The organism is Streptomyces sp. AHA2 (assembly GCF_036857595.1).
GTDB lineage: Bacteria > Actinomycetota > Actinomycetes > Streptomycetales > Streptomycetaceae > Streptomyces.
The window spans coordinates 18,161-30,596 of sequence record NZ_JAUQWJ010000035.1 but is presented as its reverse complement, the minus strand read 5'-3'; the positions used below and the strand labels follow the sequence as shown (position 1 = coordinate 30,596).

Annotated in this window: 9 protein-coding genes; 4 read left to right on the top strand and 5 right to left on the bottom strand. The window is 73.3% G+C overall.

What is annotated here, in order from left to right; genetic code table 11:
* Nucleotides 1-204: 204 nt before the first annotated feature.
* Genes Q5694_RS33980 through Q5694_RS33960 form a run of 5 tightly spaced genes read right to left on the bottom strand, consistent with a single transcriptional unit; the run spans nt 205 to nt 5,851 of the window.
* Nucleotides 205-1,515: a DUF58 domain-containing protein gene (locus Q5694_RS33980; RefSeq protein ID WP_333937379.1), complete on the bottom strand. Its 1,311-nt coding sequence runs from the start codon at nt 1,513-1,515 to the stop codon at nt 205-207.
* The gene (locus Q5694_RS33975; RefSeq protein WP_333937380.1) at nt 1,515-2,504 is read right to left on the bottom strand and encodes an AAA family ATPase; all 990 of its coding nucleotides are present in this window, start codon (nt 2,502-2,504) and stop codon (nt 1,515-1,517) included. Before Q5694_RS33975 ends, Q5694_RS33980 begins: the two co-directional genes overlap by 1 nt.
* Nucleotides 2,504-3,700, bottom strand: coding sequence for a DUF4350 domain-containing protein (locus Q5694_RS33970; RefSeq protein WP_333937378.1), 1,197 nt, complete (start codon nt 3,698-3,700; stop codon nt 2,504-2,506). Before Q5694_RS33970 ends, Q5694_RS33975 begins: the two co-directional genes overlap by 1 nt.
* A complete protein-coding gene (locus Q5694_RS33965) occupies nt 3,697-4,473 on the bottom strand; it encodes a DUF4129 domain-containing protein (RefSeq protein ID WP_333937377.1) in 777 nt (258 codons plus the stop codon). Before Q5694_RS33965 ends, Q5694_RS33970 begins: the two co-directional genes overlap by 4 nt.
* Before the next feature lie 4 nt (nt 4,474-4,477).
* Nucleotides 4,478-5,851, bottom strand: coding sequence for a glycerophosphoryl diester phosphodiesterase membrane domain-containing protein (locus tag Q5694_RS33960; protein ID WP_333937376.1), 1,374 nt, complete (start codon nt 5,849-5,851; stop codon nt 4,478-4,480).
* A 140-nt stretch (nt 5,852-5,991) separates the two neighbouring features.
* On the opposite strand from Q5694_RS33960, the gene mtnA reads away from it, so the two are divergent.
* From mtnA to Q5694_RS33940, 4 genes are all read left to right on the top strand, one after another.
* Nucleotides 5,992-7,140 carry an S-methyl-5-thioribose-1-phosphate isomerase gene (gene mtnA, locus Q5694_RS33955; protein ID WP_333937375.1) on the top strand — a complete coding sequence of 383 codons (1,149 nt, stop codon included), beginning with the start codon at nt 5,992-5,994 and terminating at the stop codon, nt 7,138-7,140.
* Between the two features lie 392 nt (nt 7,141-7,532).
* Complete coding sequence (gene mtrA / locus Q5694_RS33950; RefSeq protein ID WP_189561841.1) at nt 7,533-8,222, top strand: two-component system response regulator MtrA; 690 nt, start codon at nt 7,533-7,535, stop codon at nt 8,220-8,222.
* A gap of 1 nt (nt 8,223) precedes the next feature.
* Nucleotides 8,224-10,416, top strand: a complete 2,193-nt coding sequence (gene mtrB / locus Q5694_RS33945) for an MtrAB system histidine kinase MtrB (RefSeq protein ID WP_443040990.1) — start codon at nt 8,224-8,226, stop codon at nt 10,414-10,416.
* Nucleotides 10,406-12,232, top strand: a complete 1,827-nt coding sequence (locus Q5694_RS33940) for an LpqB family beta-propeller domain-containing protein (protein ID WP_333937374.1) — start codon at nt 10,406-10,408, stop codon at nt 12,230-12,232. The genes mtrB and Q5694_RS33940 overlap by 11 nt, the downstream gene beginning before the upstream one ends.
* Nucleotides 12,233-12,436 lie beyond the last annotated feature (204 nt).

The following is a 12,436-nucleotide window of genomic DNA, read 5'->3' as shown; positions in this document are numbered from 1 at the left end:
CCTGTGGGAGAGTAGGACGCCGCCGAACAATCATTGGGAGAACCCCCGCATCGAAAGATGCGGGGGTTTTCTGCGTTCAAGAGCATTACGAATACAGCAAACGAGTCAGTCCACACCGCTGGGCGTGCGCCTCCGGGAAGCCGGCACGGTCCGGCAGTCGCGTATCGACCGATTCTCCTATGCCAGACGTGCTGTGCGGTTCCTTCAGAGGCGGCCGACTGCCTTCAGGGACAAGTAGGCGTCTGCCAGCGCGGGGGCCAGGTCTTCGGGAGTGGCGTCGACGACTGTGACGCCGTGGCGGCGGAGTTGCTCTGCGGTGCGGTGGCGTTCGGATTGGGCCTGGGCTGCTGCCGCGGCCTCGTAGACGGCGTCGATGTCTCCGCGGGCCTTGGACATGGTCGAGACGTGTGGGTCCGCCACCGAGGCCAACAGAACTGTGTGGCGTTGGGTCAGTTGGGCGAGGACCGGGAGCAGGCCCTCCTCGATCGGTGTGGCGTCCAGGGTGGTGAATAGGACGATCAGGGACCGGCGGGGGGATGTGCGCAGAGCGGTGGCCGCGAGGGCTCGGGCGTTCGTTTCGACCAGTTCGGGCTCGAGCGTGGCCATCGTGCTGACCAGTGCCGGGAGGAGGTCGCCTGCCGTGCGGCCCTGGACGAGGGCGCGGATCTTGCGGTCGTAGGCGAGGAGGTCGACGCGGTCCCCGGCTCGGGAGGCGAGCGCCGCGAGGAGCAGGGCCGCGTCCATGGAGGCGTCCAGGCGCGGGGCGTCGCCGACGCGGCCGGCCGAGGTACGGCCGGTGTCGAGGACCAGGAGGATGTGGCGGTCCCGTTCGGGGCGCCAGGTGCGGACGGCGACCGCGGTCTGGCGGGCCGTGGCGCGCCAGTCGATGGAGCGGGTGTCGTCGCCGGGGACGTACTCGCGCAGGCTGTCGAACTCCGTGCCTTCGCCCCGGGTGAGGACGCTGGTGCGGCCGTCGAGTTCGCGCAGCCGGGCCAGTTTGGAGGGCAGGTGCTTGCGGCTCGTGAACGGGGGCAGGACGCGTACCGTCCATGGGGCCTTGTGGGTGCCCTGGCGGGCGAAGAGGCCTAGGGGGCCGTAGGAGCGGATGGTGACGCGGTCGGCCTGGCGGTCGCCGCGGCGGGTGGGACGCAGACGGGTGGTCACCCGGCGGCGTTCGCCCGGGGGGATCGTGAGCCGATGTCGGGAGGCGGTGGTCTCCGTGCCCTGCTGCCAGCTGCTCGGGGGCCAGGCGTCGCGCAGACGGGCCCGCAGCGTGCGGCGGGACGGGTTGGTGATCGTGAGGGTCACGTCCGCCGTGTCGCCCAGGCGCACGGAGGTGTCGCCGGAGCGCGTGAGGCTCAGTCGGCGTACGGGGGCGGCCAGGGCGTAGTCACAGGCGCACGCGACGGCCAGGGGCACGTTGACCGCGAGGATGCCCGTCCAGCCGGGCTCCCAGATCCCCACGGGCAGGGAGCCCAGGGCTGCCAGGAGGGCGGCGCGTCCGGTGAGTGCCATCAGCGGGGAACGGGGACGTGGGCGAGGATCGCGTTGATGACGGAGTCGGCCGTGACGCCTTCCATCTCGGCCTCCGGACGCAGTTGCACGCGGTGGCGGAGGGTCGGGAGGGCGAGGGCCTTCACGTCGTCGGGGATGACGTAGTCGCGGCCGGTCAGCCAGGCCCAGGCGCGGGCGGTGGACAGGAGGGCCGTGGCGCCTCGCGGGGAGACGCCGAGGGTGAGGGAGGGCGACTCGCGGGTGGCGCGGCAGATGTCGACGACGTAGGCGGTGATCTCCGGGGAGATCGTCGTCTCCGCCACGGCGGCTCGGGCTGCCTCCAGGTCCTTCGGGCCCGCCACGGGGCGTACGCCGGCGGCCTTGAGGTCGCGGGGGTTGAAGCCCTCGGCGTGGCGGGTGAGGACGTCGATCTCGTCCTGGCGGGAGGGCAGCGGGATGGTGAGCTTCAGCAGGAAGCGGTCCAGCTGGGCTTCCGGGAGGGGGTAGGTGCCCTCGTACTCGACCGGGTTCTGGGTCGCCGCGACCAGGAACGGATCGGGGAGGGGGCGGGGGGTTCCGTCGACGGTGACCTGGCGTTCCTCCATGGCTTCGAGGAGGGACGACTGGGTCTTGGGGGGCGTGCGGTTGATCTCGTCGGCGAGCAGGAGGTTGGTGAAGACCGGGCCGGGCTGGAAGGAGAACTCGGCGGTGCGGGCGTCGTAGACCAGGGAGCCGGTGACGTCACCGGGCATGAGGTCGGGGGTGAACTGGACGCGCTTGGTGTCGAGTTCGAGGGCGGAGGCGAGGGCGCGTACCAAGAGGGTCTTGGCGACGCCGGGGACGCCTTCGAGGAGGACGTGGCCGCGGCAGAGCAGGGCGACGACGAGCCCGGTCACGGCGGGGTCCTGGCCGACCACGGCCTTGGCGATCTCGGCGCGCAGGGCTTCCAGGGAGGCTCGGGCGTCGCCCGGGTCCCCGCTCTGCCCGGCGTTGTCAGTGGTCGGGTCCATCATGGACGGCGTACCTCTCTTTCGAGGGCGTCGAGTCGGTCGGCGAGTGCGATGAGTGCTGCGTCGTCGCTGGGCGGTGGTCCGAAGAGGAGGGCGTGCAGTTCCTGTCCGTCGCCGTGGAGGTGGGAGGACAGGGCGGGCAGCAGGGCCTCGGGCGTCTGCGCCTGGGTGACGGGGACGCCGACGAGGGGGGCGAGGCGGGTGCGGGTGGTGGAGCGGAGAGCGTCGGCGGCGCGGTCGCGGGCGTCGGCTTTGCGGTAGAGGCGTGCGCGGCCTTCGGCGGTCTCGGAGGCGCGGATGGCGACGGGGAGTTTCTCGGGCACGAGGGGGCCGAGCCGGCGTGCCCGCCACAGGGCGGCCAGGGCCGCGGCGATGAAGAGCTGCAGGGTGCCCCAGAGCCAGCCCGAGGGGAGCAGGTCGAAGAAGCCGCGTTCGTCGTCGTCACCGGTGGGTGACGTGTCGGAGAGCGAGGGGAGGTACCAGACCAGATGGGGGCGGGAGCCGAGGAGTTGGAGGGCGAGCGAGGCGTTGCCGTGCTCGTCGAGGCGGTCGTTGAGGAGGATGTCGGGCGCCCCGAGGACGACGGTGTCGCCGTCCCCCTGGTCGGCCGGGAGGCGCAGCAGGGTGGCCAGGCGCTCGCTGGGGTAGCAGGCGTCGGCGCCGAGGTGGGTGGTGGTGTAGCGGACGCCGCCCGTTTCGGCGGTGCCGGCGCGGCGGGCGGCGGGCAGGGCGCAGTCGGGGGCGAGCGCCGAGTCGAGGCTGGTGGCGGGGTCGGCGGTGACGCCGGGGGCGAGCCGTTCGACGGAGGCGCTGCCGGGGGCGACGAGGACGGTGCGGCCGCCGGAGTCCGCGAACGCGTCGTGCAGCCGGGTCTGCTGACTGCGCGTCAGCAGGTCGGGGACGGCGACCAGGAGGGTGGTGTCCTCGCCGGTCGCGGCGGCTGCCTGGTCGAGGGTGGTGACGACGCGGGTGTCCACGCCCCGGTCGGCGAGGAGTTCGGCGACGGCGCGGCTGCCGTTGGGGTCGGCGGAGCGCGGGTCGAGTTCGCCGTGCCGGGCGTCGGAGCGCAGCAGGGCGATGACGACGGCCCCGGCGACGAGCAGGACGAGGGCGAGCGCGATGCCGCGCGTGCGGGTCCAGACCTGGCGTGCGGTGGGCGAGGCCGAGGTGGAGGGGAGCGTGGCCTCGGTGGTCATTCGGCGGCTCCGCGGCCGGCCCCGGGTGCCGTCCTCGCGCCGGTCGCGCTGCTCGTCGTGAGCTGGGGCTTGGTGCGCTCCAGGTCGCGGTCGAGTCCGGCGATGCGGTGGTACGCCTCTGCGGTCGCCGTGCGGCCGCCGTATGTGACGTCGTCGAAGTCGCGTGCGGCCGAACGCAGTCGGGCGGTGTGGGCGGGCAGGGCCCGGCCGGCTTCGGCGGCTGCCTCATCGGCGGTGCGGCCGGGGCGGACGTCGAGCAGGGCCCGTTCCTCGAGGGCGCGGACGAGGGCGCGGGTGCGTTCCTGGACGGCCTGGCTCCAGTGGCCCTGGGCGGCGTGCGCCTCGGCGGCGGCGCGGTGGTCGCCGGCGCTGCGGGTGCGGTCGTCGAACAGGGCGGCGGCGGAGGCGGGTCGGCGGCGGGGGGTGCCGAGCCGCCACCACAGGGCGGTCAGGACCGCGGCGACGGCGAGGACGATGACGACCAGGCCGAAGGCGCCGCCGGGGGTGGCGGACGAGGCGGTGCTGAAGAGGTCGTCGACCCAGTCCCAGAAGGCGTCCAGGGCGCGCTGGAGGAGGCTGGGGTCGTTCTCGTGGTACATCCGCTTGGACAACTCGCGCCGGGCCGCTTCCCGCGCGGGGTCGCGCGGGACGGTGATGGGTGGGTCGTCGGCGGAGCGGGCCGGTGACAACGCGGAGATGTCGCCGGCCCGCTGCAGCGTCCGTACGGCGGCGCGGGGCAGCGCCGTGGTGAGAAGTTCCCCCGCCGGGCTCACCGCATCAGCTCCCCGGGGTGGCGCCGGGGGCGGAGCCGTAGCCCTGAACGCCGGCGGCGCGGGCCAGTTCGAGGTCGAGGGCCTCGCGGCGGATGCGCTGGTCGATGTAGAGGAGCACGGTGACCCCCGCCGTGATCGGAAACGTGATCATGGAGCCGATCACCGAGCCGACGCCGCTGACGATGAGGAACGTCCAGCCGAGGCCGCTCCCGCCGGAGTCGAGCCAGCCGGTGACGCCGTCCCCGCTGAGCGCACCGGCGAGGAAGGTGAAGGGGATGACGATGATCGAGGCGACGACGTTCGCGATGATCGTGGCGAGCACCTGGATGCCGAAGATGCGCCACCAGGTGCCCTGGACCAGCTTCACGGAGCGGGCCATGGCCTTCTTGATCCCCTGCTTCTCCAGCATCAGGGCGGGCGAGGCCAGGGAGAAGCGGATCATGAGCCACAGGGCGACGATACCGGCGCCGATGATGCCGAGGACGGCCAGGGCGATGCCCGCGTTGGTGCTGCCCGCGACGGAGACCAGGATGCCCGGCAGGGTGCCGACGAAGACGATGCCGGCGGTGATGAGCAGCAGCAGGCAGATCAGGCCGAACAGCCTGGGGACCTGGGGGCGCGCGTCGCGCCAGGCCTCGCCGATGCTCACGGACCTGCCCAGCACGGCGCGGCTGGTGACGGTGGTGAGCAGGGCGGTGGCGACGACGGTGCCGACCAGGGAGATCACGAAGAGGACCGTCGAGTTGAGCATGGCATCGCCCATGGCGCGGCTCAGCTCGTCGACGGTGGCGCTCGGGTCGTTGAGGGCCTCGGTGCTGGAGTCGTCGAGGACCAGCCCCTGGAAGAGGACGACGATGATCTCGGTGAGGACGGCGACGGTCAGCGAGATGCCCAGGACGGTGCGCCAGTAGGTGCGCATGGTGGAGACGGCGCCGTCGAGGATCTCGCCCACGCCGAGCGGGCGGAGCGGGATGACGCCGGGCTTGGCGGCGGGCGGCGGGCCGCCCCAGCCTCCTCCCCAGCCACCGGGGTGTCCGTAGCCTCCCTGGCCGGGGCCTGCGGGGCCGTAGCCGGCGTGGCCGCCGGGGGGCGGGGTTCCCCAGCCCGGGCCGGGCGGCGGGGGCGGCGGGCCCTGGCCCGGGCCGGAGGAGCCGCCGGGGGCCGACCACTGCGCCGGTGGGGGCTGTTCCTTCGACCACTGCGGGCCGGGCCCCTGCGGGTTCTGACCCGGCTCACCCGGCTGACCCGGCTGTCCCGCCTGGTCCGCGGGCTGTGCGGGGGCGGGGCGGTCGGCGGGCTCGGCAGGGCCGGACGCGTCCGGCTTCTGCCCGTCGGACGGGGAGGATCCGGGCGAGGCCCAGCCCGGAGTGTCGTTCATCGTCGCTCCTTCACGGTGCCCGTCCGCGGTCGCGGCGGCAGGTTGGCAGCCATCGTGCCATGGGGTGGTCTTGGAGTGACCGGCCGCGGTAGGGGCTGCGTACCTCCAATTGTCCGCGCGAAAGGGGGCAGACTGACGGCATGGCTGATCAGTACGCGCACAGCGGCGATGACAAGCGGCCGACCGAGATCCCGGCGATCCGCTGGGAAGAGCCACCGGAAGGGCCGGTTCTGGTCCTGCTCGACCAGACCAGGTTGCCGGCCGAAGAGGTCGAACTGGTCTGCACGGATGCGTCCGCGCTGGTGGAGGCGATCCGCTCGCTGTCCGTACGCGGGGCACCGCTGCTCGGCATCGCGGGCGCGTACGGCGTCGCGCTCGCCGCCGTGCGGGGCTTCGACGTGGACGAGGCCGCGGACGCCCTGGCGAGCGCCCGGCCGACCGCGGTGAACCTGGCCGTTGGGGTGCGGCGGGCCCGGGCGGCACACGAGGCGGCGCTCGCCGAGGGCGGTGACCTCCGGCAGGCGGCAGCGGCCGCCCTGGCGGCGGCGCGGCAGTTGCACCGGGAGGACGCCCAGGCCAGTGAGCGGATGGCCGAGCACGGTGTGGCGCTCCTCGACGAACTGCTGCCCGGCGGCGGGCACCGGGTGCTCACCCACTGCAACACCGGTTCGCTGGTGTCGGGTGGTGAGGGGACGGCGTTCGCGGTGGCGCTCGCCGCGCACCGCCGGGGGCGACTGCGGCGGCTGTGGGTCGACGAGACCCGCCCGCTGCTGCAGGGCGCGCGCCTGACGGCGTACGAGGCGGCTCGCAGCGGGATGGCGTACACGCTGCTCACCGACAACGCGGCCGGGTCGCTGTTCGCCGCCGGTGAGGTGGACGCGGTGCTGATCGGTGCGGACCGCATCACGGCGGACGGGTCGGTGGCGAACAAGGTGGGCAGCTACCCGCTGGCGGTGCTGGCCCGGTACCACCACGTGCCGTTCATCGTGGTGGCGCCGGTGACGACGGTGGACCTGGACACGGCGGACGGGGCGTCCATCGAGGTCGAGCAGCGGGCCGGGCACGAGGTGACCGAGGTGGTGGCGCCGCAGGTGCCGGTGGCCGGCGTGGAGGCGGGCGGCGGTATCCCGATCGCGCCGCTGGGCACGCAGGCGTACAACCCCGCGTTCGACGTGACGCCGCCGGAGCTGGTGACGGCGATCGTGACCGAGGAGGGCGTCGTGTCGCCGGTGACGGCGCAGGCGCTGGCCGAGGTGTGCGCGCGCTCGCCCAGGGCGGCGACGCGCTGAGCGGCGGCTGAGCGGCGGCTGAGCGAGGGGGCGGGGCGACCGGACGGCGTCTCGCCCCCTCGGCACGTTCGGGGCCGTTCCCGCGGGCTGTCGAGTTCGTGCGGGCTGTCTCCCCCCGGGCTTGCGGTCATGTGTGGGGGCGTTTCCGCCGGGCTCGCGGCGTTTGTATGCGGGGGCGTCGCTCCCGGGCGTGCGGCATTTGTGGGGGGGGCGTAGCTTCCCCAGGGTCTGGGCCGTATGCAGAGCGCGGCTCTGCGGACTCCGGCGGCGTCGTCGCCCGCCGTGACGATCATGGGCGGGCGGGCGAGGGCAGACAGTGGCGCTTGCTGCGACTATGGTCACTGGCCGGTGACCTACCTCACCACTGCCTTCGCCACCGTTATGAGAATGGGATGATGTCGTTTATGAAGGGACGAGTCCTTGTCGTCGACGACGACAGCGCACTTGCCGAGATGCTCGGCATCGTGCTGCGTGGTGAGGGTTTCGAGCCGTCTTTCGTGGCCGACGGCGACAAGGCGCTGGCCGCCTTCCGCGAGTCCAAGCCCGATCTGGTGCTGCTCGACCTGATGCTGCCCGGCCGGGACGGCATCGAGGTGTGCCGTCTGATCAGGGCGGAGTCGGGCGTGCCGATCGTGATGCTCACGGCCAAGAGCGACACGGTCGACGTCGTCGTGGGCCTGGAGTCGGGCGCGGACGACTACATCGTGAAGCCGTTCAAGCCCAAGGAGCTGGTGGCCCGCATCCGGGCGCGGCTCAGGAGGTCGGAGGAGCCGGCTCCGGAGCAGCTCGCCATCGGTGACCTGGTCATCGACGTGGCCGGGCACTCCGTGAAGCGGGACGGGCAGTCGATCGCGCTGACGCCGCTGGAGTTCGACCTGCTGGTCGCGCTGGCGCGCAAGCCGTGGCAGGTGTTCACGCGCGAGGTGCTGCTGGAGCAGGTGTGGGGCTACCGGCACGCGGCGGACACGCGGCTGGTCAACGTACATGTGCAGCGGCTGCGCTCCAAGGTCGAGAAGGACCCGGAGAAGCCGGAGATCGTGGTGACGGTCCGTGGTGTCGGTTACAAGGCAGGACCGAGCTGACATGCCCGGTGACAGTGCCGCTTCGGCGCCCGGCCGGTCCGGGGCCCGCCCGGGGCGGCCTGTCGGGCAGGGGAAGACCCGTTCGCGCTGGGCACGTTTCCTGGACGGCGGGCCGCTCCGGGGCGGGGTCCAGGGCAGCCCGGTCGTCCGCCTGTTCATGCGGTGGGTGCGCAGGCCGCTGCTGCCCGTCATGCGGCTGTGGCGTCGCAACATCCAGCTCAAGGTCGTCGTCACGACGCTGCTGATGTCGCTGGGCGTGGTCCTGCTGCTCGGTTTCGTCGTCATCGGCCAGGTGCGCAACGGGCTCCTGGACGCCAAGGTGAAGGCGTCCCAGAGCCAGGCCACCGGCGGCTTCGCGGTGGCCAAGCAGCGCTCGGACGAGGCCGCGAGCAGCACCGGGGACGACGTCCCGGCGGGGGACGGCAGGTCCGCGCAGAACGTCACCCAGTGGATGAGCGACCTCGTCTCGTCGCTGTCCAGCGGTGGCCAGGGCGCCTTCGACGTGGTGACGCTCCCCGCCTCGGACGCGGCCGGTGCGGACGGCCGCGGCCAGCGCGCCTCGGGCGAGGTCAACTGGAGCGAGAGCGTGCCGCCCGCCCTGCGCGAGCGCGTCGGGCGCGGTACCGCCGCCGCCCAGAGCTACACCCGCATCACCTACAACAACGACACCAAGGACTCCCAGCCCGGCCTGGCCATCGGCAAACAGGTCAACGACCCCAACGGCGACCCGTACCAGCTGTACTACCTCTTCCCGCTCACGCAGGAGGAGAAGTCGCTGAGCCTGGTCAAGGGCACGCTCGCGACGGCCGGGCTGTTCGTGGTCGTGCTGCTCGGGGCCATCGCCTGGCTCGTCGTGCGGCAGGTCGTCACGCCGGTGCGGATGGCCGCCGGGGTCGCCGAGCGGCTGTCGGCGGGCCGGCTGCAGGAGCGGATGAAGGTCACCGGCGAGGACGACATCGCGCGGCTCGGCGAGGCCTTCAACAAGATGGCGCAGAACCTCCAGCTCAAGATCAGCCAGCTGGAGGACCTGTCGCGGATGCAGCGGCGGTTCGTGTCGGACGTGTCGCACGAGCTGCGCACGCCGCTGACGACCGTACGGATGGCCGCGGACGTCATCCACGAGGCGCGCGAGGACTTCGATCCGGTGACCGCGCGGTCGGCGGAGCTGCTCGCGGACCAGCTGGACCGGTTCGAGTCGCTGCTCGCCGACCTGTTGGAGATCAGCCGCTTCGACGCGGGCGCGGCGGCGCTGGAGGCGGAGCCGATAGACCTCAGGGACGTGGTCCGGCGGGTCGTCAGCGGGGCCGAGCCGCTCGCCGAGCGCAAGGGCACCCGGATACGCGTCCGGGGCGACCAGCAGCCCGTCGTCGCCGAGGCGGACGCGCGGCGCGTGGAGCGCGTCCTGCGCAACCTCGTCGTCAACGCCGTCGAGCACGGTGAGGGCAAGGACGTCGTCGTCAGGCTCGCAGCGGCCGGCGGTGCGGTCGCCGTCGCGGTACGCGACTACGGGGTCGGGCTGAAGCCGGGTGAGGCGACCCGGGTGTTCAGCCGCTTCTGGCGGGCCGACCCGGCACGCGCGCGTACCACGGGCGGTACGGGCCTCGGGCTGTCGATCGCCCTGGAGGACGCGCGGCTGCACGGTGGCTGGTTGCAGGCGTGGGGCGAGCCGGGCGGCGGTTCGCAGTTCCGGCTGACGCTGCCCAGGACGGCGGACGAGCCGCTGCGGGGATCGCCGATACCGCTGGAGCCGAAGGACTCGCGGCGCAACCGGGGACTGGACGACGCCGGGCTGCCGTGCGGCGGAGGGGACGGAGAGAAGCGGGCCACCGTGCCGGCACAGCCGGCGGGCGGGTCCGTGACGGGGGCCGCGCGGGATCCGATACCGCCCCGTGCGGCCACCGTTGCGCCCACGGCGGATCCGACGGCCCTGCCGGGCAACGGCTCGCGCGTGGTGCCCAGGCCGGCCTCGGGCGATGGGCGACAGACCCAGGGCCCGACCCAGGCCCAGACTCAGAGCCAAGCACAGGGTCAGGCACAGGCCCAGGGCCAGGACGCGCGGGACGCGCGGGATGAGCGGGACGCGCGTGCCGACGGACCGCGGAGCGCGGACAGGGACGAGGCAGCCGCAGCCTCCGGCGGGGAGACCCGGCCGGCGGAGGCGCACAGGCAGGGGGAGGCGTCTCGTGGGCGCTGAGCGGGAGGGGCGCGGCCGGCGCAGGCACGCGCGCGTGACGGCGTTCGCCACCGGGGGCGTCCTGGTGCTGGCGGGATGCGCCTCGATGCCGGACAGCGGCGACCTGCGGGACGTGGAGTCGACGCCGCGCCAGGAGACCCAGGTACGGGTGTTCGCCGTGCCACCGGGCGAGGACGCCAAGCCCCAGGACATCGTGCAGGGCTTCCTCGAGGCGCTGACCAGCGACGACCCTGACTACAGGACGGCACGCCAGTACCTCACGGGCGACGCCGCGAAGACGTGGCGGCCCGAGCTGTCCACCACCGTGCTGACCGACGGGCCCGGCGCCAAGGCCGTGGGCCCGGACAGCCGGGAGGACACCGGCGAGATGTCGTACATGCTCACCGGTACCAAGGTGGCCACGGTGGACGCGCAGCAGTCGTACGCGCCGGCGACCGGGGCGTACGGCAGGACGGTGCACCTGACGCAGGACGACAAGCGGCAGTGGCGGATCGACGCGCTGCCGCAGGGGGTCGTCATGGGTCAGTCGGACTTCCAGCGCAACTACATGTCCGCCAACAAGTACTACTTCGCCTCGAACACCGCCGAAGCGGCCGCGGACAGCCAGCCCACTGCGGTCGCGGACCCCGTCTACGTGCGCCGGCGCGTGGAGCCGGTCAAGCAGATGGTGAACTCCCTGCTCAGCGGCCCGAACCGGTGGCTCGGGCCGGTGGTCCGGTCCAGTTTCCCGACCGGCACGGCACTGGCGAAGAACGCCGGCGCGCTGACGCCCGACGACCGGAACCGGCTGACGGTCCCCCTCAACGGCAAGGCCGCCGGCGTCGGCACCAACCGGTGCGAGGAGATGGCGGCCCAGCTGCTCTTCACGCTGCGGAACTTCAGCCCCACCGTGGACTCGGTCGAGTTGCGGGCCGGCGGGGCGGAGCTGTGCACCCTCGTGCGGGAGGGAGCCGACGCGGCCGCCTTCCGCACCACGGCACGCCCCCCGAACTTCCTGTACTTCCTCGACGGCAAGCACCGGCTCGTTCGGACCTCGGTGGGCAACGGCACCGAGACGGACCCGGCGCCCGGGGCGCTCGGCGACGGTGACACGGCCCTGCGGTCGGTCGCGGTCTCACGCGATGAGCACAAAGCGGCCGGCGTCGGTCTCGACGGCAAGTCCCTGTACGTGGGGTCGCTGGTCTCGGGCGGGTCGCTGGGTGAGCCCGTGCTGCGCAGCGCGGGCCCGAGTGAGGCGGACCGGCTGACGACGCCCAGCTGGGACGCCGACGACGGCCTGTGGATCGCCGACCGCGACCCGGACAACCCTCGCCTGCTCCTGCTCGAGGATGGCAAGGGCGAGCCGGTCGAGGTGCGCACCCCGGAGCTGGACGGGCGGATCCAGTCCGTCCGGGTGGCCGCCGACGGGGTGCGCGTCGCACTGGTCGTGGACAAGGGCGGCAAGAAGACGCTGCTCGTCGGGCTGATCGAACGGGACGAGAAGCCCGACGGGCAGCCGGACGTCCGGATTGTGGAACTTCGTTCCCCGACGCCCGAGTTGGAGAAGGTGACCACCATGTCGTGGGCCGGGGACAGCCGGCTCGTGGTGGTCGGCCGCGAGCACGGGGGCGTGGAGCAGATGCGGTACGTCCAGGTCGACGGCTCCACGCCGGACCTGCCGGCGCCCGCCGCCCTGTCCGGCGTCAAGGAGGTCACCGCCTCCGAGGACGAGCAGCTGCCGCTGGTGGCGAACTCGGTGGACGGCATCGTGCGGCTGCCGTCGGGTGCGCAGTGGCAGAAGGTGACGGAGGGGACGGCGCCGGTCTACCCCGGCTGAGGCGGTCAGTCTCTGCCCGGCCCGGCGTCCGACGGCCGTCTCCGCCGGATCGGTCGCAGCGGGTGGACGGCCGGTGCCTTCTCAGCGTATGCCTGCTTGAGGCTGCCGCCCCCGGGCCGGTGGGGCCGGATCGGTGGACCTACCTGGTGCGGTGGGGCTGGTGCGGTGGGCCTGGTGCGGTGGGCCTGGTGCGGTGGGCCTGGG

Coding starts and splice junctions, on each gene's coding strand:
- mtrA (WP_189561841.1), top strand. CDS start 7,533: ATGATGTCGTTTATGAAGGGACGAGTCCTTGTCGTCGACGACGACAGC.
- Q5694_RS33975 (WP_333937380.1), bottom strand. CDS start 2,504: ATGGACCCGACCACTGACAACGCCGGGCAGAGCGGGGACCCGGGCGAC.
- Q5694_RS33960 (WP_333937376.1), bottom strand. CDS start 5,851: ATGAACGACACTCCGGGCTGGGCCTCGCCCGGATCCTCCCCGTCCGAC.
- mtnA (WP_333937375.1), top strand. CDS start 5,992: ATGGCTGATCAGTACGCGCACAGCGGCGATGACAAGCGGCCGACCGAG.
- Q5694_RS33980 (WP_333937379.1), bottom strand. CDS start 1,515: ATGGCACTCACCGGACGCGCCGCCCTCCTGGCAGCCCTGGGCTCCCTG.
- Q5694_RS33970 (WP_333937378.1), bottom strand. CDS start 3,700: ATGACCACCGAGGCCACGCTCCCCTCCACCTCGGCCTCGCCCACCGCA.
- mtrB (WP_443040990.1), top strand. CDS start 8,224: ATGCCCGGTGACAGTGCCGCTTCGGCGCCCGGCCGGTCCGGGGCCCGC.